This is a genomic window from Pseudomonas sp. FP1740 (genome assembly GCF_030687165.1).
GTDB lineage: Bacteria > Pseudomonadota > Gammaproteobacteria > Pseudomonadales > Pseudomonadaceae > Aquipseudomonas.
Genome location: NZ_CP117461.1, coordinates 494,457 through 518,250, shown reverse-complemented (window position 1 = coordinate 518,250; position 23,794 = coordinate 494,457). Strand labels below are relative to the sequence as shown.

Annotated in this window: 17 protein-coding genes; 5 read left to right on the top strand and 12 right to left on the bottom strand. The window is 59.5% G+C overall.

The annotated features are described in order from the left end of the window. Positions 1 to 43: 43 nt before the first annotated feature. The 8 genes from PSH69_RS02265 to glnE form a co-directional block, all read right to left on the bottom strand. Positions 44 to 1,495 carry a lipopolysaccharide kinase InaA family protein gene (locus PSH69_RS02265; protein ID WP_305410920.1) on the bottom strand — a complete coding sequence of 484 codons (1,452 nt, stop codon included), beginning with the start codon at positions 1,493 to 1,495 and terminating at the stop codon, positions 44 to 46. Beyond that, entirely contained in the window at positions 1,495 to 2,247 is a 753-nt protein-coding gene (locus PSH69_RS02260; protein WP_305410919.1) for a lipopolysaccharide kinase InaA family protein, read from the bottom strand. Before PSH69_RS02260 ends, PSH69_RS02265 begins: the two co-directional genes overlap by 1 nt. Then, positions 2,244 to 2,978, bottom strand: a complete 735-nt coding sequence (locus PSH69_RS02255; protein ID WP_018928556.1) for a lipopolysaccharide kinase InaA family protein — start codon at positions 2,976 to 2,978, stop codon at positions 2,244 to 2,246. Before PSH69_RS02255 ends, PSH69_RS02260 begins: the two co-directional genes overlap by 4 nt. After that, the gene (rfaP, locus tag PSH69_RS02250; protein ID WP_019582161.1) at positions 2,978 to 3,784 is read right to left on the bottom strand and encodes a lipopolysaccharide core heptose(I) kinase RfaP; all 807 of its coding nucleotides are present in this window, start codon (positions 3,782 to 3,784) and stop codon (positions 2,978 to 2,980) included. The genes PSH69_RS02255 and rfaP overlap by 1 nt, the downstream gene beginning before the upstream one ends. Continuing rightward, a complete protein-coding gene (locus PSH69_RS02245) occupies positions 3,784 to 4,905 on the bottom strand; it encodes a glycosyltransferase family 4 protein (RefSeq protein ID WP_305410917.1) in 1,122 nt (373 codons plus the stop codon). The genes rfaP and PSH69_RS02245 overlap by 1 nt, the downstream gene beginning before the upstream one ends. Continuing rightward, the gene (gene rfaC / locus PSH69_RS02240) at positions 4,905 to 5,966 is read right to left on the bottom strand and encodes a lipopolysaccharide heptosyltransferase RfaC (protein WP_305410916.1); all 1,062 of its coding nucleotides are present in this window, start codon (positions 5,964 to 5,966) and stop codon (positions 4,905 to 4,907) included. The genes PSH69_RS02245 and rfaC overlap by 1 nt, the downstream gene beginning before the upstream one ends. 1 nt (position 5,967) lies before the next feature. Next, positions 5,968 to 7,002, bottom strand: a complete 1,035-nt coding sequence (waaF, locus tag PSH69_RS02235) for a lipopolysaccharide heptosyltransferase II (protein WP_305410915.1) — start codon at positions 7,000 to 7,002, stop codon at positions 5,968 to 5,970. Positions 7,003 to 7,309: 307 nt separating this feature from the next. Continuing rightward, a complete protein-coding gene (gene glnE / locus PSH69_RS02230) occupies positions 7,310 to 10,249 on the bottom strand; it encodes a bifunctional [glutamate--ammonia ligase]-adenylyl-L-tyrosine phosphorylase/[glutamate--ammonia-ligase] adenylyltransferase (RefSeq protein ID WP_305410914.1) in 2,940 nt (979 codons plus the stop codon). Positions 10,250 to 10,632: 383 nt separating this feature from the next. Between glnE and aceE the strand changes: the two genes are divergently transcribed. The 5 genes from aceE (at position 10,633) to msrA (ending at position 20,755) form a co-directional block, all read left to right on the top strand. Next, on the top strand, positions 10,633 to 13,278 hold the full coding sequence (aceE, locus tag PSH69_RS02225) for a pyruvate dehydrogenase (acetyl-transferring), homodimeric type (RefSeq protein ID WP_305410913.1): 2,646 nt from the start codon (positions 10,633 to 10,635) through the stop codon (positions 13,276 to 13,278). A gap of 11 nt (positions 13,279 to 13,289) precedes the next feature. Continuing rightward, the gene (aceF, locus tag PSH69_RS02220; RefSeq protein WP_305410912.1) at positions 13,290 to 15,254 is read left to right on the top strand and encodes a dihydrolipoyllysine-residue acetyltransferase; all 1,965 of its coding nucleotides are present in this window, start codon (positions 13,290 to 13,292) and stop codon (positions 15,252 to 15,254) included. A 460-nt stretch (positions 15,255 to 15,714) separates the two neighbouring features. Further along, positions 15,715 to 17,109 carry an alkaline phosphatase D family protein gene (locus tag PSH69_RS02215; RefSeq protein WP_305410911.1) on the top strand — a complete coding sequence of 465 codons (1,395 nt, stop codon included), beginning with the start codon at positions 15,715 to 15,717 and terminating at the stop codon, positions 17,107 to 17,109. Positions 17,110 to 17,345: 236 nt separating this feature from the next. Next, positions 17,346 to 20,039: a bifunctional diguanylate cyclase/phosphodiesterase gene (locus PSH69_RS02210; RefSeq protein WP_305410910.1), complete on the top strand. Its 2,694-nt coding sequence runs from the start codon at positions 17,346 to 17,348 to the stop codon at positions 20,037 to 20,039. Positions 20,040 to 20,107: 68 nt separating this feature from the next. Beyond that, positions 20,108 to 20,755, top strand: coding sequence for a peptide-methionine (S)-S-oxide reductase MsrA (gene msrA, locus PSH69_RS02205; protein WP_018928566.1), 648 nt, complete (start codon positions 20,108 to 20,110; stop codon positions 20,753 to 20,755). A 132-nt stretch (positions 20,756 to 20,887) separates the two neighbouring features. Here the strand turns inward: msrA and PSH69_RS02200 are convergent, their stop codons facing one another. From PSH69_RS02200 to PSH69_RS02185, 4 genes are all read right to left on the bottom strand, one after another. Next, on the bottom strand, positions 20,888 to 21,727 hold the full coding sequence (locus PSH69_RS02200; RefSeq protein ID WP_018928567.1) for a 23S rRNA (adenine(2030)-N(6))-methyltransferase RlmJ: 840 nt from the start codon (positions 21,725 to 21,727) through the stop codon (positions 20,888 to 20,890). A gap of 255 nt (positions 21,728 to 21,982) precedes the next feature. Then, positions 21,983 to 22,306, bottom strand: coding sequence for a hypothetical protein (locus PSH69_RS02195; RefSeq protein WP_305410909.1), 324 nt, complete (start codon positions 22,304 to 22,306; stop codon positions 21,983 to 21,985). 366 nt (positions 22,307 to 22,672) lie between these two features. Beyond that, positions 22,673 to 23,311, bottom strand: a complete 639-nt coding sequence (locus tag PSH69_RS02190; protein WP_305410908.1) for a hypothetical protein — start codon at positions 23,309 to 23,311, stop codon at positions 22,673 to 22,675. Positions 23,312 to 23,346: 35 nt separating this feature from the next. After that, positions 23,347 to 23,700, bottom strand: coding sequence for a hypothetical protein (locus tag PSH69_RS02185; RefSeq protein WP_305410907.1), 354 nt, complete (start codon positions 23,698 to 23,700; stop codon positions 23,347 to 23,349). Positions 23,701 to 23,794: the final 94 nt, after the last annotated feature.

The window sequence follows — 23,794 nt, the reverse complement described above, 5'->3', positions numbered from 1 at the left end:
GGCGCCATCGCGGGCAAGCCCGCGATGGGGTCGAAGACCCGCTTCAAGCAGCGCCAGAAATATCTTTGGGCAGACGCTGATCAATCACTTGGTACAGCGCACTGCTCTCGGGCCAGTTGCGCATGAACCGCGCCCGATCCCGCGCATACGCGGGGGCAAAGCTGCTGAGCGAACCATGCTGACACATCGAATCCAGGTCGATCAGCGCCCAGCGATCCTGTTGCCAGAACAGATTATGGCCCTTGAAATCGCCATGGCTGATCCGCTCGCCAATCAGCTCGGCGAACAGGTAATCCAGAGCCTGCAGCTCAGCCTCTGGCGCGTCCCCGCTCTCAACGTACGGCGCGAAGCGCTCGATGATGTCCGGCCCCGGCAAATACTCGGTCACCAGGTACGCCCGGCTGCGCAGCCAGAGAAAACGCTTCTCCAGCAACGCCAATGGTTTTGGCGTGGCAATACCGAGGAACGCCAGGCGATTGCCTTCGCGCCATGAGTGCCAGGCGCGGCTCGGGCGCCAGAAACGCTTGAGCCAGTGGGTAAAGCCTTTGATGTTGTAACGCTTGACCACTAATGTGCGCCCGGCCACCTCGACCTTACCGACGCTCGCCGCGCCGCCGGTCTTGTACAGATGCCCCTGATCGAGCAAGGCGTCGGCCTGTGCCAGCACCGGCAGCATCGCGGCCTCTTCCTCACGGCGAATCGCCCGTAAGCCGAACGCACCACGCTGGACGCTGAACAGCGTGCATTCGCGGCCGACCTTGATCAGAAAGTCCTTCAAACGCCAGCGACGGACCTTGTCGATCTGTTTTTGCAACGCCTCCATCGGCAACGCGTGTTCGCCGTTACTCAGCAGGTAATACACCAGCAACTCTTCGGTGAAGGGCTCCAGTGCTTTGGGCAACTGGGCGAAAAACACCCCGAGGTTTTCCAGGACTTTCTGTTGCGACAGCGGCTTGCCCGCCGTTTCGACGCAGATCCCGGCGCCATCGATCAAATATAACTGGCCGCCATGACGCAGCAGGTTGTCCAGGTGCAGGTCTTCCTGCCACAGGCCTTTGCTGTGCAGTTGGCCGATGGCGCCCAACGCCTCAGCCAGCACCGCGGATTGTTCATCCGCCAATGCGGGCAAGTGCTCGACCTGCTTCCAGGCATCCCCCAGGCTCTCGGCGCCCTCAAGGAAATCGAACAACAGCCAACCGCCCTCGCCATCCTTGAGGCCATCGGCCAATAACAACGGCGTGGTCAGCCCTTGAGCGGCCAGCAAACGCACGCCGGCCAGTTCACGTTGAAAATGCCGCGCCGCTTTGCCACCGACCAACAACTTGGCCAGCACCGGCCGGCCGCGCCAGACACCAGCACCCACATAACGCTGCCCCGGCAACACCCGCAGCAGACTCAGCAACTGCAAATCGGCAGGCCCCGCGGCATCGGCCAGTGGAATGCTCAGCGGCAGGCTCGGGCTGCGGCCGGCGTTTTTCAGTTCGGACAAACGCATCAACGCGTCTCCTTGTTACTGCGCCGCGCACTCAGGCGCGACACCCAACGGTCCACCCGCGAACCGTTCAGCGGCTGATCCAGATAAACCGCCAACAATTCGCGCAGCTGGCTGTCGCTCCATTCCGGCGCCCGACGCAGCAACGGCTCCAGATCCTTGATCCGATCACGCCGGCCAAAAAACAGCGGCCGGGTTTTTTCCAGGTCGATCAATTGCGCCTGATAGCCGTCGCCGGTGGCCTGAAGAAAAATGTGCTTGGGGTAAAAGCAACCGTGGACCTGGCGCCTGCCATGCAGGCGTCGCGCCAGTTGCCCACAGGCCTTGAGAATGGCCGAGTGCTGTATCGCGCTCAGCTCCGACCAGCGCTGCAACAGCGAATCCAGATCATCCCAACCGTCCAGCGCGTGAGTCAGCAGAATCGCCCGAACTTCGCCGTCGACCTTGCGCTCACCAAAAAACGCCGCCTGCAGCGCCGGAATACCCAGTGTCCGATAACGACTGATGTTGCGAAATTCACGGGCAAAACTCGGCTCGCCAAAGGGCGAATGCCGGGAGCGCGTCAGGTAGTTGCTCTGGCGCTTGAGGTAGTAGCCATGACCGTCCAGATCAAGCCGAAATACACTGCTCCAGCCACCCCGACCGGTGTTGGGCTCGTCCACCGCGTCGAGCTGCTTGGCCCAAAGTGCATCGAAGGTGCCGAGACCATGACGCTCGAACAGCGCACGGTCTTCAGCAGCCAGAAAATCAGTCATTCGCGTCCCTCAAAAAATCTCACCACGTGCCGAATGCGTTTCTTGTCCGCGGCATCGAGCCGGGCGCATTGGCGGTATTGCAGGTAAAAGCGCAGGCGCTGGGTGGCCGACAGGTGATACTTGGCGACCTTGTCGAGGCAGGCCAGGTCTTTGGTGATGCGGTATTTGAGCCAGAAGCCGCGCCAGAAATCGCCGTTGGGGCAATCGATCAGGAACAGCCTGGCCTCATCGTCGACCAACAGGTTGCGCCACTTCAAATCATTATGAGTGAAACGGTTGTCGTGCATGGTCCGGGTGTAACCGGCCAATTGGCGACTGACGGTATCGACCCAGGCGCGGTCCGCCAGTTTCGGATCATGCCGATTAGCCAGGACCGACAAGTCTTCGGTATGCGGCAGTTCGCGGGTGATCATTGCCCCACGGGCGTACGTCACACCGTGCCGCTCCAACCCCCAGGCCACAACCTCTGCGGTGGGAATGCCCCACTTGGCGAAACGCTTGAGGTTCTGCCATTCGGCCTTGACCCGAGGTTTGCCCAGGTAGCGCCGCAGGCCTTTACCGGCACTGACGTAGCGTTTGACGTAATAGTTGACGCCTTTGCGCTGGACGCGAATAACTTCAGACAGCGGATCGTGGGTCAGTTGCTCGCCCTCGAGGGCAAACACCGCATCAAGACTGCCGAAATCTTCTGCCAGATCGCTGTAAGCCGGCTCCAGTGTCCAACCCGACATCAGAGCGCATCCCCGTAGCGCTGTTTACGCTCGTAGAGCTTGTTGGCCTTGCCTTCGAGCCACGCCAGTAACCCGGCTTCTTCAACCAGTATCTGGCGCAGGGGCTGCTGGAAGTACCCCTTGAGGAAACGCAGTTTGTCGCGACGGGTCAGGCCGATCTCCAGCGCCGAAAAATACAGCGCCGCCAGGTCCTTGTTGCGCCAGCGCCGGGTAATCGTCGGGCGGGCCTGGGCGCGGTGCAGGTCGATCACCGACAACTTGAGGTCATCGCAGGTCACCGGCTTATCGGTGTGCAGCAGGAAGTGGCAGATGTAGCAGTCGCGATGGTTGACCCCGGCGCGGTGCATCATGCCGGTCATGCGCGCGACTTCGGCGATCAGCGCGCGCTTGAGCTTTGGCTCCGGCGGGTGCTTGACCCAGTCGATGCTGAAATCTTCAAGGCTGACGGTGGGCGCCAATTCTTCAGTGACGATGAACGAATGCTGATCCGCCGGGTTGCTGCCCTTTTCGCCATAAGCGACGGCAGTCATGGTCGGCACGCCGACTTCTTGCAAGCGCTCAATGGCCTTCCACTCTTGGCCCGCGCCCAGCACCGGCAGCTTGGCGGTCAGCAGGTTCTTGAAAATCTCACCCCAGCCGATGCCCCGGTGGATCTTCACGAAGTACCCGTGGCCGTCCACTTCAGTTCGCAGTGTCCGGCGCGCTTCGAGCTCGCGGTACACCTCGCCCTTGAGGCCCTCGACTTCGGCGAACGGGTCGCGTCCTGCCCAGAGGCTCTTGAACGGTTCAGCCAGCATCAACTTCATTAAGCGTGCTCCGCCAGAATCACATCGGCCGCGTGCTGCGGCATGCTGTAGAGGTCGGCCGTCTCGGCGAAGGCCAGACCGTTGCGGCTCCAGGCCGCCCGTGCATCAGTGTCGTTCAACATGCCGGTCAGGTACTGAGTCAGTTGCGCCTGATCGAAGGGTTCGTCCAGCACCAGACCCGCATCGGCCTCGGCGATGTAATGGGCGTAACCGCACACTTCGCTCACCAGCACCGGCAACCCGGCCACCAGGGCCTCAAGCAATACCGTCCCGGTGTTTTCGTTGTACGCCGGGTGGATCAGCAGATCGGCACCGAGCAGGAAACGCGGGATATCGCTGCGGCCCTTGAGGAACTGCACGTTATCGCCAAGCCCCAATGTGGCGCTCTGCAGCTGGAATACTTTGGGGTCGTCCTGGCCAATTACAAACAGCCGGGTGCGTTTTTTCAGCTCGGCAGGCAGCGCGGCCAGTGCCTTGAGGCTACGGTCCACGCCTTTGGTCTTGAACCCGGAACCGATCTGCACCAGCAGCAGCTCATCGTCCTTCAGGTTGAATTCGGCGCGGAACCCGGCGCGAATTTCATCCGCATTCGCGGGGCGACGACGGTCTTGGGCAATGCCCGGAGGCAGCAAATGGAAGCGCGCCAGCGGTGTGTCGTAATGCTTGATGAACAGCGGCTGCTGGACTTCGGAAATCATCAGCACTTCGGTCTTGGCATCTTTGGCGAACACCGCGCGTTCGTACTCGGCGAAGTGCCGGTAGCGGCCCCAGCGACGGTACAGCGAGTTGCGCAGGTTTTGCGCCTTGTCTTCGAAGCAGCCGTCGGCGGCGTAGTAAACGTCCAGGCCCGGCATTTTGTTGAAACCGATCAGACGGTCCACCGGACGCTTGGCCAGATCGGCCTCCATCCATTCGGTGAGTTTCTCGTTGCGCCGATGATTGAAGAACGCCTTGACCGGCGCCACCAACACTTCGAAGCCCGGCGGGATGTCGCCTTCCCAGATCAACGTGTAGACACGAATTTGATGGCCGCGCTGCTGGCATTCAAGGGCGATGCGCATGAAGTCGCGCTGCAAGCCGCCAAAGGGAAAGTACTTGTACAGGACAAATGCCAATTGCATCAGCGCAGCTCCTCAGCCAGTAACAACGTGCTCAGTCGGCTCGCGACACGCTCGGGATTCAGACGCGTGAAGCACAGGGGCCACTCGCGCTTCAGGTCAAACCGACGGAGATCGTCGGCCGTCGGTTGATAGGTGCATTTCTTTTGCAGGCACGGTGCGCAAGGGAAGTCGCTGGCCATGTGAATCTGCGATTTGCCGTACGCGCCGGTCAGGCCCGGATTGGTCGGGCCGAACAGCGACAGCGTCGGCACGTCCAGCGCCGCAGCCAGGTGACCGAGGCCGGTGTCCACCGCCACGCAGGCTTGCGCCCCGGCCAGGACTTTGCCAACACCCGCCAGGTTGAGCTTGGGTAGCACCTCGACGTGTTTCATGTCTTTGGCGATGCGCTCGGCGCGGGCCTTTTCGACCGGGTTGCCCCACGGCAGCTTCACCGCCACGCCGAGATAGCCCACCCGTTCGGCCAGCTCGCGCCAATAAGCTTCAGGCCAGTGCTTGGTGTCCCAGGTGGTGCCGTGGAGAAACACCACGTACGGATTCTTGCGCGGCAGCTCCACCAGCCGTTCGACGTTCAGACCATAGTCGCCCAGGCCTTTGGGCAAGTCGTAACCCAGGGCCAACGCGAACAGCTGACGCACTCGTTCAACCGCGTGCTGCCCACGGGCCACGGCCAGACGTCGGGAATAGAAGCGCGCCGCGATCGGTTCGCGGGCCGAATTCTTGTCCAGCCCGGCCACCGGCGCTTTGGCATAGCGAGTCAGCAACGCGCTTTTCAGCAGGCCCTGAGCATCGATCACCAAGTCGTATTTCGTCGCGCGAACGCTTTGCTTGAAGCGCTTCCACTCGCCACTCTTGATGGTCTGCCAGATGTTCTTGCGCCAGCGACGGATCGCCACCGGAATCACCTTGCCCACGGCCGGGTGCCAGGTTGGAATCTCGGCGAAACCTTCTTCCACCACCCAGTCGAACTTGATGCCGGGGATCGCCCTCGCCGCATCGGTCAACGCTGGCAACGCGTGAATCACGTCGCCCAGCGAAGAAGTCTTGATCAACAGTACCCGCAAACTATTTGACCTCGACCACAGTGCCCAGCAACCGCTGCAAGGCTTCGTTCACCGCTGTGGGCATGAGCTGGCGCAAGCAGTTGTAATGACCGAAACGGCAGGTGCGATCGAAGCACGGACTGCATTCAATGCCCAGGCGCACGATCTCGACATGCTCGGCCAGCGGTGGCGTGAAGCCCGGCGACGTCGAGCCGTACACCGCCACCAACGGGCGGTTCAGCGCGGCAGCCACGTGCATCAGGCCGGAGTCGTTGGAGACCACCGCGTCGGCGCAGGACAGCAGATCGATGGCCTCGGCCAGGGAAGTGCCGCCACTGAGGTTCACCGACTCTTCACGCAGCCCCGGAATCAACCGCCCACGAATGTCTTCGCCCACCGCGTGATCGTTTTTCGAGCCGAACAGCCAGACTTGCCAGCCTTCACGAATCTTCGCCTCGGCGACCTTGGCATAGTGCTCGGACGGCCAGCGCTTGGACTCGCCGAACTCGGCGCCGGGGCACAGCGCCAACACCGGACGGTCAAGGGCCAGGCCGAACTTGGCCAGCGCGCCGTCGCGAGTCACCGGGTCGATCCGCAGGCTCGGCCGTGGATACGGCTTCGGCAAATCAGCGCCGGGTTCATGGGCCAGGGCCATGAAGCGCTCGATCATCAACGGATAACGCTCTTTGTCGAGCGTGCGCACATCATTGAGCAGGCCGTAGCGGAATTCGCCACGCCAGCCGGTGCGTTTCGGGATGCCGGCAAAAAAGGGCACCAGGGCCGATTTCAGCGAATTGGGCAGCAGGATGGCCTGGTCGTACTGACCGGCCAGGGATTTACCGATGCGCCGACGCGTCGCCAGCTCCAGCACGCCGTGGCCGAGCGGGAAACTCAAGGCCTGGCGTACTTCGGGCATGCGCTCGAGGATCGGCCGGCTCCACTCGGGGGCCAGCACGTCGATTTCGCACTGCGGGTGGCGTTGTTTGAGACACTGAAAAAGTGTCTGCGCCATCACCATGTCACCGACCCAACTGGGCCCAACGATCAGAATTTTCATGTGGTTTCCAAAAACGAACCGGGGAGGCATACGCCTCCCCGCCTCGAGAATCCAGCACCTGCGGGGTGAGCCGCCAGGTCATTTGGACGAGCCGGTTGGGGCTCGTCGAATAAATTTAATACACATCCATGTTAGTTAGCATAACCCTCTGTGGCGAGGGCGCTTGCTCCCGCAGGGCTGCGAAGCAGCACCAAAACTGCCACTGCGTTTTCATCTGGCAGACCGCACAATCTGATATGGGGAGCGCTTCGCACTCCAGCGGGAGCAAGCTCCCTCGCCACAAAAGCCCGCCACACTCTTGTCAGCTTCAGCTTAACCCCAGCTCACGCCAGATCCGCATGACCTGCCGTCGCTCATCCACGAACTGATCGCCCGGTATTACCCCGGAGTCCTTCTGCAAGGCCTCCCGGTGAGCGGCGGAGCGGTAGGCTTTATAGGCCTCACGCAACAGGCTGGCGTCTTCGGCGGGTATCAACCCTTCCTCCTCCAGCCCTTCCAGAATGCGGATATTGTCGGTATAGCGCAGCAATGACGGATGTGTTTCAGACCACGCCAGAGCCGCGTATTGCACCATAAATTCAATATCGACGATACCTCCAGCGTCCTGCTTGAGATCGAACGGCGCCGTGGCTTCGAAGGCATTTGCCGCCGTGCCTGCCGCCGTGCTCTTGCTGCCGAGATTATCGCGCATCTTGGCGCGCATCTCGCTGACCTCCTGGCGCAAGGTCGACAGGTCCCGCGATTTGGCCAATACCGTCGCGCGAACCTTCTCGAACGCCTGGCCGACATCCTGACTGCCCACCAGCACCCGCGCCCGCACCAGTGCCTGGTGCTCCCAGGTCCAGGCCTCGTTTTCCTGATACCGGGCAAACGCGCCCAATGAACTCACCAGCAAACCGGAAGCACCGGATGGCCGCAGGCGCATGTCCACTTCATATAGCTGACCGGAGTTGGTCTGAGCCGTCAGCAAGTGAATGATCCGCTGCCCGAGCCGGGTAAAGAACTGTGCGCCGTCGATGGGTTTCGGGCCGTCGGTTTCCGCTTGCGGATCCGCGTCATGGATGAACACCAGATCCAGGTCCGAACTGTGCCCCAATTCCAGGCCGCCGACTTTCCCGTAACCGACAATGATGAATCCAGGGTCGCACACGCTGCCATCGGTGCGCAGCGGTGTCCCGTACTTGGCCACCGTCTGGCGCCAGGCCAGGGCCAGCACTTGTTCGAGGATCGCTTCGGCAAGCCAGGTCAGGTAATCGCTGACTTTCATCAACGGCAGGCTACCGGCAATTTCCGAAGCTGCGACACGCAAGCGGTGCGCCAGTTTGAAATGCCGCAGGGCTTCCATTTGTTGTTCGAGGTCGTCTTCGGGAATCCGGGTCAGACGCTCACGCAACTCGGCCGCCAGTTCCGGCGCCAGTGGTGGCTTGAATAGCCGGCCTTCGTTGAGCAATTCGTCGAGCAGCAACGGGAAACGCGTAATCTGTTCAGCAATCCACGGGCTCGCCGCGCACAGTGTCAGCAGACGGCGCAGCGCACCGGGGTTTTCGGTCAGCAGCACCAGATAGGCGGAACGCCGCGCCACCGCTTCAACCAGTGGCAGCACGCGCTCCAGCACCAGATCGGGATTGGCGTGTTCCACGGCCTGGGCCAGCAAGCGCGGTATAAAAGCATCGAGGCGTTCCCGCCCCAGGCGCTGCATGGCACGCAATTGCGGACTGCTGCGCAGACTGGCCAATGCTTTCAGCGCCTTGGCGGCATCGGCGAAACCGCCCTCTTCGAGCTGGCGGCACGCGGCTTCTTCGTCCTGGGCTTCTTCCCACAGCGGCAGCCATTCCCCGCCGACCACCACTTCGCTCTCGGTGCCCTGCTCTTCATCGGGATCGGCAATCACCTGACCAAAGTGCCAGGCCACCCGACCACGCCAGTACATCAGTTGTTCGTGGAATGCCGTCCAGTTGGCAAACCCGAGCATGAAGGCAATGCGCGCCTGATCCTGCGGGCCGTCCGGCAACATCTGGGTCTGGCGGTCGGCAATCGCCTGGATCGCGTGTTCGGTGTAACGCAGGAATTCATAACCTTGGCGCAGTTCGCTGACCACCGCTGGCGGCAGATAGCCCTGCCCTTCCAGGGTGCTCAGTACTTTTAATAGAGGACGCTGCTGCAGGCTCAGGTCGCGACCGCCATGAATCAGCTGGAAGGCCTGGGCGATAAACTCGACTTCACGGATGCCGCCGGAGCCAAGCTTGATGTTGTCGGCCATGCCCTTGCGCCGGACTTCCTGCTGAATCAACTGCTTCATGGTGCGCAGCGCTTCGATGGCCGAGAAGTCCAGGTAACGCCGGTAAACGAACGGCCGCAGCATCTCGAGCAACTGGGCGCCAGCCACTTGATCGCCAGCCACCACCCGCGCCTTGATCATCGCGTAGCGTTCCCAGTCGCGGCCCTGATCCTGGTAATACTGTTCCAGCGCATTGAAGCTCAGCACCAGAGCGCCGGACGAACCATAAGGCCGCAGGCGCATGTCGACGCGGAACACGAAACCGTCGACAGTCATCGGGTCCAGCGCCTTGATCAGACGCTGGCCGAGGCGAATGAAAAACTCCTGGTTATCCAGCGAACGTTTCACGCCGACGGTTTCGCCGCCCTCGGGGTAGGCAAAGATCAGATCGATGTCCGACGACAGGTTCAGCTCCACCGCGCCGAGCTTGCCCATGCCGAGGATGACCATCTGCTGCGGCTCGCCGCTGCGCCGCCCGGTGGGCACACCGAACTGCTGGCAATGCCGCGAGTACAACCACTGATAGGCCTGATCGATGCTGGCATCTGCCATGTCCGAGAGGTCGCGACAGGTCTGCACCAGATCGGCCTGGCGAGTCAGGTCGCGCCAGATGATCCGCACCTGGTGACGATTACGCTGGCGGCGCAGGGCACGGCCTAGCTGGTCGTCGGTTTCGGCGGCGCTCACCGCCGTGGCGATCTGTGCGCACAACTCGCCCGGCGCCAAGGCGCGGTCCAATTCGCCGGACTGCACCAGTTCCAGCAACATCAAAGGGTCACGCAGACTCTGTTCAATCACAAAGTCGCTGGCAGCGGCGACGCGGGCAAATTGCGCCCAGCGCTCAGGCGTCCAGGCAGACAAGCCATGGTCATCGGGAAGAACCCCGACCGTCGTACGAAACGACTGCTCGGCGCGGGTGACTAACGGCAGGAGCCCATCGGGCAGTTCGGCAAGCGAAGGGAGGCTCATGGTCTATCCTTGATCGGCGTGTGAAGGGCTGCATGTAGTGATTCGTGAAAACACGCTACGTGACTGACTGTCGAACAAAGGTTAGAAATAGCTGAAATTTCTTTATTTTTGGCAGCGGTCATCAAGCTTCCACCTTTTTCGATTGGCAAAAGACCAACCTTAACGATTATTCTCACAACGCAGCCGGAGGCCACAAGCCAATCATCTGTAGTTTTACTACTCGTCTATACATTCGAAAGGCTGAAATGCCCGAAGATTTGTAGTAAAACTACACGCCGCCGGAACAACCTATCGGCAATCCAAGAATTTATATCGTCTGCCCACAAGGCCAGTCGCAAACTCAGGCAACCGATTCTGGAAGCCTTTCCGCCCTGGAGCAAGCCATGCAAGACCTCGATCCCGTCGAAACCCAGGAATGGCTGGACGCCCTGGAATCGGTTCTCGACAAAGAAGGCGAAGACCGTGCTCACTATCTGATGACCCGTATGGGCGAACTCGCAACCCGTAGCGGTTCGCAATTGCCTTACGCCATCACCACGCCATACCGCAACACCATTCCCGTTACCCACGAAGCACGCATGCCTGGCGACCTGTTCATGGAACGCCGCATTCGCTCGCTGGTACGCTGGAACGCGATGGCCATGGTGATGCGCACGAACCTGAAAGATTCTGACCTGGGCGGTCACATCTCCAGCTTCGCCTCCAGCGCAACCCTGTACGACATCGGCTTCAACTATTTCTTCCAGGCCCCGACCGACGAACATGGCGGCGACCTGATCTACTTCCAGGGCCACACCTCGCCAGGCGTTTACGCCCGTGCGTTCATGGAAGGCCGCATCACCGAAGAACAAATGAACAACTTCCGCCAGGAAGTCGACGGTCAGGGCTTGTCGTCCTACCCGCACCCTTGGCTGATGCCTGACTTCTGGCAGTTCCCGACCGTATCCATGGGTCTGGGTCCGATCCAGGCGATCTACCAGGCACGCTTCATGAAGTACCTGGAACACCGTGGCTTCATCCAGCCAGGCAAACAGAAAGTCTGGTGCTTCCTGGGCGACGGCGAGTGCGACGAGCCGGAATCCCTGGGCGCGATCTCCCTGGCCGGCCGCGAAAAGCTGGACAACCTGATCTTCGTCATCAACTGCAACCTGCAGCGCCTCGACGGCCCGGTTCGCGGCAACGGCAAGATCATCCAGGAACTCGAAGGCGTGTTCCGCGGTGCTCAGTGGAACGTGACCAAAGTCATCTGGGGCCGCTTCTGGGACCCACTGCTGGCCAAGGACGTCGACGGCATCCTGCAACGCCGCATGGACGAAGTCATCGACGGCGAGTACCAGAACTACAAAGCCAAAGACGGCGCGTTCGTGCGTGAACACTTCTTCAACTCGCCAGAACTCAAGGCGATGGTTGCCGATCTGTCCGACGACGAGATCTGGAAGCTCAACCGTGGCGGTCACGACCCGTACAAGGTCTACGCGGCATACCACGAAGCGGTCAACCACAAGGAACAACCGACTGTCATCCTGGCCAAGACCATCAAAGGTTATGGCACCGGTGCTGGCGAAGCGAAAAACACTGCGCACAACACCAAGAAAGTCGATGTCGACAGCCTGAAGTTGTTCCGCGATCGTTTCGACATTCCGGTCAGGGACGAAGAGTTGGAGAACCTGCCATTCTTCAAACCGGAAGAAGGCAGCGCCGAAGCCCGTTACCTGGCCGAGCGCCGCACCGCACTGGGCGGTTTCGTGCCTCAGCGTCGCGCCAAGAGCTTCAACATCCCGACCCCTCCACTGGACACCCTCAAGGCGATCCTGGACGGCTCGGGCGACCGTGAAATTTCCACCACCATGGCCTTCGTGCGGATCCTCGCGCAACTGGTCAAGGACAAGGAAATCGGCCCGCGTATCGTACCGATCATCCCGGACGAAGCCCGTACCTTTGGTATGGAAGGCATGTTCCGTCAGTTGGGCATCTACTCCTCCGTCGGCCAGCTCTACGAGCCAGTCGATAAAGACCAGGTGATGTTCTACAAGGAAGACCAGAAGGGCCAGATCCTCGAGGAAGGCATCAACGAAGCGGGCGCCATGAGCTCCTTCATCGCTGCCGGTACTTCGTACTCCAGCCACAACCAGCCGATGCTGCCGTTCTACATCTTCTACTCGATGTTCGGCTTCCAGCGTATTGGCGACCTGGCCTGGGCCGCTGGCGACAGCCGTACCCGTGGCTTCCTGATCGGCGGCACCGCCGGCCGTACCACCCTGAACGGTGAAGGCCTGCAACACGAAGACGGTCACAGCCACCTGCTGGCTGCCACCATCCCGAACTGCCGCACCTACGATCCAACCTACGGCTACGAGCTGGCGGTGATCATTCAGGACGGCATGAAGAAGATGACCGAAGAGCAACAGGACGTCTTCTACTACATCACCGTAATGAACGAGTCCTACCAGCAGCCAGCCATGCCGGCCGGTGCCGAAGAAGGCATCAAGAAAGGCATGTACCTGCTCGAGGAAGACACCCGCGAAGCGGCGCACCACGTTCAGCTGATGGGCTCCGGCACCATCCTGCGTGAAGTCCGTGAAGCGGCGAAGATCCTGCGTGAAGAGTTCAACGTCGGCGCCGACGTATGGAGCGTTACCAGCTTCAACGAACTGCGTCGCGATGGCCTGGCCGTTGAACGCACTAACCGTCTGCACCCTGGCCAGAAGCCTAAGCTGAGCTACGTCGAAGAGTGCCTGAACGGTCGTAAAGGTCCGGTCATTGCCTCTACCGACTACATGAAGCTGTTCGCTGAACAAATTCGTCAGTGGGTCCCGTCCAAGGAATTCAAAGTCCTGGGCACCGATGGTTTCGGCCGCAGTGACAGCCGCAAGAAGCTGCGTCACTTCTTCGAAGTAGACCGTCATTTCGTGGTGTTGGCAGCCCTGGAAGCCTTGGCTGACCGTGGTGACATCGAACCTAAAGTGGTGGCTGAAGCCATCGCCAAGTTCGGCATCAACCCGGAAAAACGCAACCCACTGGACTGCTGAGGAGACACTCTGTGAGCGAACTCATTCGCGTACCTGACATCGGCAGCGGTGAAGGTGAAGTAATTGAACTGTTTGTGAAGGTCGGCGACCGTATCGAAGCCGATCAGAGCATCCTGACGCTGGAATCGGACAAGGCGAGCATGGAAGTGCCTGCGCCTAAGGCCGGCATTATCAAGAGCCTGAAAGTGAAGCTGGGCGATCGCCTGAAAGAAGGCGACGAACTGCTGGAACTGGAAGTCGAAGGTGCCGCTGCGCCAGCCCCTGCGGCTGCTGCGCCAGCTGCCAAAGCTGAAGCCAAACCGGCTGCCGCACCTGCGCCGGCGGCGCCTGCTGCCGCGCCGGCTGCTGCCAGCATCCAGCAAGTGCACGTGCCGGACATCGGTTCGTCGGGCAAGGCCCAGATCATCGAGATCCAGGTCAAGGTCGGCGACACCGTCGAGGCTGATCAGTCGCTGATCACCCTGGAATCCGACAAGGCCAGCATGGAAATCCCTTCGCCCGCCGCTGGCGTGGTCAAGGCCATCAGCGTCAAGCTCAACGACGAAGTCGGCACGGGCGATCTGATTCTGGATCTGGAAGTGGCGGGTGCTGCGGCCCCTGCTGCTGCCGCTCCTGCCCAGGCTGCTGCGCCTGCTGCCGCGGCTCCGGCGCCAGCCGCCGCGGCTCCGGCTGCACCGGTTGCCGACAGCGTTCAGGACATTCACGTCCCGGACATCGGTTCGGCGGGCAAGGCCAAGATCATCGAAGTACTGGTCAAGGCTGGCGACACTGTTGCCGCCGATCAGTCGCTGATCACCCTGGAATCCGACAAGGCCAGCATGGAAATCCCATCGCCTGCCGCTGGCGTGGTGGAAAGCATTTCCATCAAGCTGGATGACGAAGTCGGTACCGGCGACCTGATCCTGAAGCTGAAAGTCAAAGGCGCGGCACCTGCTGCAGCCCCGGCTCCGGCTCCGGCTGCCGCTGCCGCGCCGAGTGCTCCAGCGCCTGCCGCTGCCGCTCCGGCAGCCGCCGCTCCTGCTGCTGCCCCGGCTGCTGCTCCTGCCAAGCCTGGCGCGAAAGTTCACGCCGGCCCTGCCGTGCGTCAACTGGCTCGCGAGTTCGGCGTCGAGCTGAGCGCTGTCGGCGCCAGCGGTCCACACGGTCGCATCCTGAAGGAAGACGTTCAGGTTTACGTCAAGGCCATGATGCAGAAGGCCAAGGAAGCTCCGGCCGCTGCGGCTGGTGCAACCGGCGGCGCGGGCATCCCGCCGATTCCGGTTGTGGACTTCAGCCGCTTCGGCGAAATCGAAGAAGTGCCGATGACACGCCTGATGCAGGTCGGCGCTGCCAACCTGCACCGCAGCTGGCTGAACGTGCCGCACGTGACGCAATTCGACTCGGCGGATATCACCGAGCTGGAAGCGTTCCGTAACGCCCAGAAAGCCGTTGCAGAGAAGGCCGGCGTCAAGCTGACCATCCTGCCACTGCTGCTCAAGTCCTGCGCACACCTGCTCAAGGAACTGCCGGACTTCAACAGCTCGCTGGCTCCAAGCGGCAAAGCGATCATCCGCAAGAAATACGTGAACATCGGCTTCGCCGTCGACACCCCAGATGGCCTGCTGGTACCGGTCATCAAGAACGTCGACCAGAAGAGCCTTCTGCAACTGGCCGCCGAAGCTGCTTCCCTGGCTGAAAAAGCCCGGACCAAGAAGCTTTCGTCGGACGAAATGCAAGGCGCCTGCTTCACCATTTCCAGCCTCGGCCACATTGGCGGCACCGGCTTCACGCCGATCGTCAACGCGCCGGAAGTGGCGATCCTCGGTGTTTCCAAGGCAACCATCCAGCCAGTCTGGGATGGCAAAGCCTTCCAGCCGAAACTGATGCTGCCACTGTCGCTGTCCTACGATCACCGCGTGATCAACGGCGCCGCTGCTGCACGCTTCACCAAGCGTTTGAGCGACCTGCTGGCGGACATCCGCACCATCCTGCTGTAACACCGACTGGCCCTCCCCTGGCGGAGGGCCAATCGCGTTCCACGTTTTCCGAGCGCCACGCTCGTACCTCAACCCCGTCGATTTGGCGGGGCTTTTTTTGCCTGAAAAAAGCCCTCCGCGTTTCAGCATCCTATGTAGCAGCTGTCGAGCCCCAGCGAGGCTGCGTTCGGCTGCGTAGCAGTCGTGAATCCGGCTGACGCGGTGAGCCTGATGCACTGCAAGTTCTGGTTTGACGACTGCTACGCAGCCGAACGCAGCCTCGCTGGGGCTCGACAGCTGCTACGGGATTGCCCCTCTTCGTGCCTTATTCCTACATCTAAGGCTTACGCCACCTACAACCCCAGTCCACTTCTGCCCGATATTTTTCTCCAGCCAATAACTAGGCTTAGTTCGGAGACTTCTAATAGAAACCTCGATAACTTAATCTGCTTAGTTAGCATTACCTCGAATGGATTCGAACATGTTCAAACCAACTGTCGGCCCAATTATCGGCCACACCACAACTAACCATGCGCGTATTTTCTTGCGCGGTGAATTACAGAACGACGCCTTGGTATTTGCGGGCATCCGTTATCGACGCACAGGCGAGAAACTCTGGTCCAAAGGCGTATTCGCAAAACTGTCCGTCTTGCGCGACATGTCCGATGTCATTGCACTCAATGATCTGGCCACCGACACCGACTATGAATACCAGGCAGGCTGGTTCAGCCCCATGAACCCGGTGCATACCGTAGAGACGGTTCAGGAACTGCCGCTGCAATGGCCACGGGAGATTTACCGCTTTCGCACGCAGTCCAGCAAAACCAGCCAGCCACGGGCCTATATCGTCGGCTCGTGTCGTTACCTGCGAATGACCGCCGGCATTGCGTCGGCCCCACAGTTGGGCGACCGGATTTTTGCCTCGATCAACAGCCTGGCGGACAGCGCCGAACCGCCCATCAGCGCCATGCTGATGACTGGCGATCAGATTTACGTCGACGACTTGAACCTCGTGGCCCCCGACCGGGAATACAGGGACATTCTCAAAAAATACCGCACAGCCTTTTCCCAGCCTCATATTTCCAAGTTAATGTCGGGCATGCCGACTTACATGATCCTCGACGACCATGAAATAGAAGACAACTGGCCCGCCAACAAAAGTAACACCGATGATTACTTATACAAAAACGCCATTGCAGCATATGAGCTATATCAAGCCAGTCACAGCCCCACGTATGAACTGCTGACCAATGGGCAAGTAAGCAAAAGACTGGAACAGTATTGGTATCAGTTCTCCGAAGGCGATATCGAGTGGTTTATCACCGACAGTCGAACCCGACGCAATCTGTCGGCCAACGACCGGCGTATCCTTGACGAAGAACAGGAACAGGCGCTGCTCAAATGGCTGATCAATAGCCCGGCCCGGGTCAAATTCGTGGTCACCAGTGTCATGTTCTATCCCGACCGCAAACTTCACGGCGATGACACCTGGAAAGCCTTCCCGGAGCAACGCCTACGGCTGCTGGAGACGATTCGTACACGCGATATCAAGAACGTCTTGTTCATTTCCGGCGATGTCCACGGCTCCCTCACCAGTCGCCTGACCCACAGCGAGGACCCGGATTTTGAAATTCACACCATCGTGTCCTCACCGCTGTGCAACAGCAAACTGCTGCCGTACGCCAAGGCGTCGACCTTCATTCTCGATCAAGCCCTGGCCCGAACGCCCGAGGGAGATTATCGGCATGAACTGACCAGCGAGGTGATCAGCCAGGACAATTTTGCCCATCTGGTCGTCGAGGCCGAACAGGTTCGCGTCAATTATCACGATCGGGATGGCAAGCCATTGCAATCGATCAGCATCAAATTGCGTTGACCCTTGGAAAAGATCGCAGCCTTGCAGGAGCTGCCGAAGGCTGCGATCTCTTGATTCACAACATTACTTTTCGGCGCCTCGTTGAAGAATTCTCCACGTCTGCCGACATATTCTTATAGCACTTGGCCTTCATGTCTCTTGTCAGTCGGTGTCGCAATGATGCAACCTTGCCGCAGGCAACAGTAAAGAGGGCGAGAGCCCGGCGCGATCAGCATATTCGAAGCGAGTTTCCTTCAATGAAAAGCCAACCCGATGCCGCCAGCCGTATGGTGGCCGAGGTAGTGACGCAGTTGCCTGTGCCCTCGCGGCTCGGCATGCTGCGTTTCGAACGGCTGAATGAACCAAGCTGGGCGCTGCTGTTTCTCGATCCCAATTGCGAACGACAGTTCGGCCTGCCGGCGGTGGAGCTTTGTGCTCTGGTCGGCTCGCCCTACGCCAGCCTGATGGAGCCCGAAGCGCGCTATCAACTGCATGACACGATCCAGCAGCAACTCACCGAAAGCCCGCATTACCTGATCCGCTACACCTTGCACACTGCCGCCGGCGTTCTGAGCCTGCTGGAACTGGGCGAAGCCTACAAACAACACAATCGGCACCTGCTGCGCGGCTACTTGATGGTGGTGGACGGTCTGTTCGACGGCGAACCATTACTGCCGGCGCTGGATCTGGAAACCCAGAACTCACGCCTGCAAATCGCCCTGGAACTCAATCAACGTGCCCAGCAGGAACAACTGCAGCACCTGGACCGAGTGCGCGCCCAGCAAGACCTGATCCTGCTGCTGACCCGCCAGCGCTATAGCACCAACAATTCCCTGCAAGAAGCCGCCGAACTGATCACCCGCAGCGCCTGCGACATCTATGAAATCGACTGCGCCAGCCTGTGGAACCTCGATGGCTCGCTACTGACGCCGATCTCGGCCTATCACCGCACCACCCGGGGTCGCCAACTGCCGGAGCCGATCGACGCCAGTGGTTTTCCCGATTACCTCGAGGCCTTGCACACCGGCCGCGCCATCGACGCCCACAACGCCATGCGTGACCCTCGCACCCGGGAAATCGCTGAGCACCTGCGCCCGCGCGACGTCAACGCCATGCTCGACGCCAGCATCCGCGTCGATGGCCAGGTGGTCGGCGTGCTCTGCCTGGAACAGATCGGGGCGACCCGCGCCTGGCAGTCGGACGAAATCGCCTTTGCCGGCGAACTGGCGGATCAATTCGCCCAAGTCATCAATAACCACAACCGCCGCACCGCCACCAGCGCCCTGCACCTGTTCCAGCGTGCAGTGGAGCAAAGCGCCAACGCCTTTCTGCTGGTCAATTGCGACGGCGTGGTGGAGTACGTCAACCCAAGCTTCACCGCGATTACCCAGTACACCACCGAGGAAGTCCACGGCCAGCGGCTGTCGGAACTGCCGGCGCTGGAAAACCTCAGCGAACTGCTGTTCGACGCTCCGTCGGCGCTGGCCAAGAGCAACAGCTGGCAGGGCGAGTTCAAGAGCCGGCGTAAAAACCTCGAACCCTACTGGGGCCAGTTGTCGATTTCCAAGGTCTACGGCGACAACCGTGAGCTGACGCACTACATCGGCATCTACGAAGACATCACCCAGACCAAACTCGCCCAGCAACGCATCGAGCGCCTGGCCTATACCGACAACCTGACCAACCTCGGCAACCGTCCTGCGTTCATCCGCAACCTCGATGAACGCTTCGCCCGAGACAGCGATACACCCATCAGCCTGCTGCTGGTGGACATCGACAACTTCAAGCGGATCAACGACAGCCTCGGCCACCAGACCGGCGACAAACTGCTGATCAGCCTGGCCCGGCGCCTGCGCAACAGCCTGAGTTCGAGCGGCAGTCTGGCGCGCTTTGCCAGTAACGAATTCGCGGTGCTGCTGGACGACACTGACCTCTCGGCGGGCCAGCAGGTTGCCAACCAATTGCTGGCAACCCTCGACAAACCGATGTTCGTCGACAACCAGTTGATCAGCGTCACCGGCTCCGTGGGCCTGGCCTGCGCGCCGCTGCACGGTCGCGACCCGCAAACGCTGATGCGCAACGCCGGCCTGGCGCTGCACAAGGCCAAGGCCAACGGCAAACACCAGGTGCAAGTGTTCACCGAAGCGCTGAATGCCGAGGCCAGCTACAAACTGTTCGTCGAAAACAACCTGCGCCGCGCCCTGACCCAGAACGAACTGGACGTGTTCTACCAGCCCAAGCTGTGCCTGCGCAGCGGTCGCTTGCTGGGCATGGAAGCGCTGCTGCGCTGGAACCATCCGGAAAAGGGCATGATCCGCCCGGACCAATTCATCAGCGTGGCCGAAGAAACCGGGCTGATCATCCCGATCGGCAAATGGATCGCCCGGCAGGCCTGCCGCATGAGCAAAGACCTGACCGCCACTGGCCTGGGCAACCTGCAAGTGGCGATCAACCTGTCGCCCAAGCAGTTCTCCGACCCGGACCTGGTGGCGTCCATCGCCAACATCCTCAAGGAAGAAGCGCTGCCGGCGAACCTGCTGGAGTTGGAACTGACCGAAGGCCTGCTGCTGGAAGCCACCGAAGACACCCACTTGCAGCTCGATCAGCTCAAGCGTCTGGGCCTGACCCTCGCGATGGACGACTTCGGCACCGGTTACTCGTCGCTCAGTTACTTGAAAAAATTCCCGATCGACATCATCAAGATCGATCGAAGCTTCATCCACGAAATCCCGGACAACCAGGACGACATGGAAATCACTTCCGCCGTGATTGCCATGGCCCACAACCTGAAACTCAAGGTCGTGGCTGAAGGCATCGAGACTGCCGAGCAACTGGCCTTCCTGCGCCGCCACCGCTGCGACGTCGGCCAGGGCTACCTGTTCGACCGACCGATCCCGGGCTCCGAGCTGATCGAAAAGCTCAAACGCTACCCGCGCGGCCCAATCGCCTGACAGCGACGTAACACTCGGGCAAACTGGCAGTCTGTATTTACATCTCAACCTGACTGAGAGGACTGATCATGGTTCTGCGCTCGGAAATTCTGGTGAACAAAAACGTGCTCCCGACTAAAGAACAAGCTCTGCCTGGCCGCGAAACCCCGATCAAGGTTCCGGAGAAACACTTCGTCAACGGCAACCCGCTGCTAGGTCCGTTTCCGGGCAACGTAGAATTCGCAATCTTCGGCCTGGGTTGCTTCTGGGGCGCGGAACGCAAATTCTGGCAGCGCGAAGGCGTGTTCAGCACCTCGGTCGGTTATGCCGGCGGCTTCACGCCGAACCCGACCTACGAAGAAGTCTGCTCGGGCCTGACCGGGCACACCGAAGTGGTGCTCGTGGTGTATGAGCCGGAAAAAGTCAGCTATGAACAGCTGCTGAAAATGTTCTGGGAACTGCACAACCCGACCCAGGGCATGCGCCAGGGCAACGACATCGGCACCCAGTACCGCTCGGTGATCTACTGCACCAAACCGGAACAACTGGAAGCAGCGAAGAACAGCGCGAAAGTGTTCCAGGCGGAACTGACCAAGGCTGGCAAAGGCATCATTACCACTGAAATCGACGAAGCCCCGACGTTCTACTACGCCGAGGCGTATCACCAGCAGTACCTGGCCAAGAATCCTGAGGGGTATTGCGGGATTGGCGGTACTGGCGTGACCTGCCCGATCTAACACCCCACTGATCGTTCCCACGCTCTGCGTGGGAATGCCTAAATGGACGCTCTGCGTCCGCTTCGGCAGGGACGCGGAGCGTCCCGGGCTGCGTTCCCACGCGGAGCGTGGGAACGATCAACATGCAACTGATCAGCTCTCGGCGATCAACCAATCCATCTGCCAGCCACCCTGGGTCTGCCCCAACTTCTTGGACAGCCACGGCAGCAACTCACGCAATTCCTCTTCCAGTCCCCACGGCGGATTGGCAATCGCCAACCCCGAACCGTTCAGGCTGTTCGGCGTATCCAGCGGATGCACCAGCAACTCCACCCGCAACAACTTCGGCGCGCCCGTGCCGGCCAAGTCCTGATAGAAGCGCCGCAACGCCCGCTGATCCTTCACCGGATACCAGATCGCCGCCACCGTCTGGCGCATCCGGCCAATCGCCTCTTTCAGCGACGCCGCACAACGCTGCATCTCATCGAGTTGCTCAAATGGCGGATCGATCAACATCACCGCCCGCTTCTCCGGCACCGGCAGCAACGCACGCGGCACGTGCCAACCTTCGCCAAGGTGAACCTTCACCCGCCGATCACCCTTCATGTTGTCCTTGAGCAACACACCGTCTTCCGGGTGCTTCTCATTGAGCAACACGCGATCCTGCGGCCGGGTCAGGCGCCGCGCCAACTCCGGCGACCCCGGGTAATAGCGCAACTGGCCATCCGGGTTCATCTCGTGCAACACCTTCATGTAATCGGCGGTCAGCGCTGGCAAATCCGGCTGATCCCACAACCGCGCGATGCCTTCCAGGTACTCACCGGTACGACTGGCCTGATCGCCCTGCAGGTCATACAGACCGATGCCGGCGTGAGTGTCGAGATAGGCAAACGGCTGCTCCTTGCGCGACATCAAGGCGATGAGGCGGGTCAAAGTCAGGTGTTTGAACACATCGGCGTGATTGCCGGCATGGAAGGCGTGACGATAATTCATGATTGCTCCTGCGAAGGCCGGGAAGTTTACCCTGTACCGCGCAGAACGTCAGGGGTTCGCGGCTGAGCGGGCAAGTACAACCCCAATACCGCGCCAATGCATAAACCCTGTGGCGAGGGGGCTTGCCCCCGTTGGGCTGCAAAGCAGCCCCCAAAACCTACGCCACGGTTCAGCCAGACACACCGCAGAATTCGGTTTACGACTGCTGCGCAGCCGAACGGGAGCAAGCTCCCTCGCCACAAAAGCCACTCGACGTTATTCCGAAGGCCGAGCCCGCAACCGCCGCCCAACCACATCCAGCACATCACACCCGTCACGCAATGAAATGGCACAGAGCAAGGCAAAATCACTAAGAATGAAAGATTCGCACTCAACCGAGCCGCGCATGGACATGTTTTCCAGCACCTGAGTAACGGCGCGAATTCGATAGTTGGCAGCGTCGTATAAAACATCGAGCGGAGCGTGGGTATCGACGAACAGGGTGGGCATGTCGTTGCAATTGCCGGTGAGGGCCATGAAGCGGTTTTCGGGATGAGGGATTATTTTTTCGTAGGGTGGATCAGGGTGAAGACTTTTCATTTTTTATACTCGTGAGCAGTAAATATGAACTGCCAGCAGTCTTCCTACAGACTGGGGTGGCAGCCGTACGCGGGAGTAGGAAACCGAGTGCTCACGAACCTCAGCCACGCCGAAGCGTGTCCCGCGCACAGCCGCCGCGAACGATCTTACGGACACATATTAAGTGCCGCAATCAAACGACAGCGCTGATGCGCGGTGAGCAATCAGGGTTCCTACACCCTGCCACTGAACTTTTCAGTGACCACCAGAGACTATCGATGGAACACATTTCACACCAGTTCATGGAAACCGCTACGACTTGAAGGAAACTTCCGAAGACCTTGCCCAGAAATTTCGCGATCGTTACGAGACTTCTAAACAGCCGAATTAGTCTGTGGTGCTAGCAATCAACGCGCTAATAGTTCGACGCTTGGGATTCCAGATCGTTAGACACCACACCCCCCACCACTCCAAGCCTGCATCAAAATAATTGCTCCATGACTCGACACTTGCAATGGTGTCGTCATAACCATGCAGACCTGTGTTGAGCCGCTCGACCCAATTCACCACAGAGACATCATCTATTTCATTTAACCCAAGGAGTTCGCACCATTTGAGAAAAACCGACTGCGCCTCCGTCTTCCCATTTTTAAACCGAGCACGATACGGAGGATTTACAAAGCAGGCGTATAGCGCTAACCGCTCAAAAATATCGGTTCTATCAGTGGAAGTCAGACGCCTCACCTCATCCCGACTGAGTGGAGTAGCTATGGCATTTTCTAAATCCCAACTAATCAGCGGCTCCGGATAATCCTCATATTTTGGATCTTTGATGAGATTTTTGTGCCACTCCATCGCCTCTGCCATCAGCAACTCATGAAGCGCTATCAGCGCATGTCTATGCATGTTTTCATCAGCTTCAATCCCAGATTCCAGTGAAAGAACCACAAATTTGAATACGCATCCGGCGCTATCCATTTGCTTACGCAATGATGCAGTGTTTTCTTTTTCAACAACCTTCAGCAAAAGAACCAACCTCTAAAAAGGGAAAAACAACAAATTTATTTGACTACTTCAGCCTGATACCTCAACAAACAATCCAAAAGGACCTGCATAAACTTCCGCCGATCTTCAACCTCATCATCAAAATAGGTTGTTATTTTATCAAAGACAGAATCAAAGCTTTCACCGATGTCCAAATAGTAAATCAATGTATCGATATACCACTCGCGATCGCTGTTGCTATAGCTGATGAATTCCGGACGCATAAGCATGTCGAACAGCTCAGCGAGCTCAGCCTCATCATTAACATTTTTAGAAACTATGATCTCTTCTCTTTCATCGCTATCAATATTATCAATATCAAACAAAAAAAGCAGACCGCGCAAAATAGAAAGCTTAGGAAGGCGTTTCATCTTCAAAAATCCGCATAAGTTGTTATTGGAGCACCTGCATCATTCAATATGGCGACCGCAGAAAACATAAAGGGGACGGATCTATTTATTACTC

Bases quoted from the DNA above. Each gene is read 5' to 3' on its own strand.
- PSH69_RS02265 (WP_305410920.1), bottom strand. From the start codon at position 1,495: ATGCGTTTGTCCGAACTGAAAAACGCCGGCCGCAGCCCGAGCCTGCCG.
- PSH69_RS02260 (WP_305410919.1), bottom strand. From the start codon at position 2,247: ATGACTGATTTTCTGGCTGCTGAAGACCGTGCGCTGTTCGAGCGTCAT.
- PSH69_RS02255 (WP_018928556.1), bottom strand. From the start codon at position 2,978: ATGTCGGGTTGGACACTGGAGCCGGCTTACAGCGATCTGGCAGAAGAT.
- rfaP (WP_019582161.1), bottom strand. From the start codon at position 3,784: ATGAAGTTGATGCTGGCTGAACCGTTCAAGAGCCTCTGGGCAGGACGC.
- PSH69_RS02245 (WP_305410917.1), bottom strand. From the start codon at position 4,905: ATGCAATTGGCATTTGTCCTGTACAAGTACTTTCCCTTTGGCGGCTTG.
- waaF (WP_305410915.1), bottom strand. From the start codon at position 7,002: ATGAAAATTCTGATCGTTGGGCCCAGTTGGGTCGGTGACATGGTGATG.
- glnE (WP_305410914.1), bottom strand. From the start codon at position 10,249: ATGAGCCTCCCTTCGCTTGCCGAACTGCCCGATGGGCTCCTGCCGTTA.
- aceE (WP_305410913.1), top strand. From the start codon at position 10,633: ATGCAAGACCTCGATCCCGTCGAAACCCAGGAATGGCTGGACGCCCTG.
- PSH69_RS02215 (WP_305410911.1), top strand. From the start codon at position 15,715: ATGTTCAAACCAACTGTCGGCCCAATTATCGGCCACACCACAACTAAC.
- PSH69_RS02210 (WP_305410910.1), top strand. From the start codon at position 17,346: ATGAAAAGCCAACCCGATGCCGCCAGCCGTATGGTGGCCGAGGTAGTG.
- msrA (WP_018928566.1), top strand. From the start codon at position 20,108: ATGGTTCTGCGCTCGGAAATTCTGGTGAACAAAAACGTGCTCCCGACT.
- PSH69_RS02200 (WP_018928567.1), bottom strand. From the start codon at position 21,727: ATGAATTATCGTCACGCCTTCCATGCCGGCAATCACGCCGATGTGTTC.
- PSH69_RS02195 (WP_305410909.1), bottom strand. From the start codon at position 22,306: ATGAAAAGTCTTCACCCTGATCCACCCTACGAAAAAATAATCCCTCAT.
- PSH69_RS02185 (WP_305410907.1), bottom strand. From the start codon at position 23,700: ATGAAACGCCTTCCTAAGCTTTCTATTTTGCGCGGTCTGCTTTTTTTG.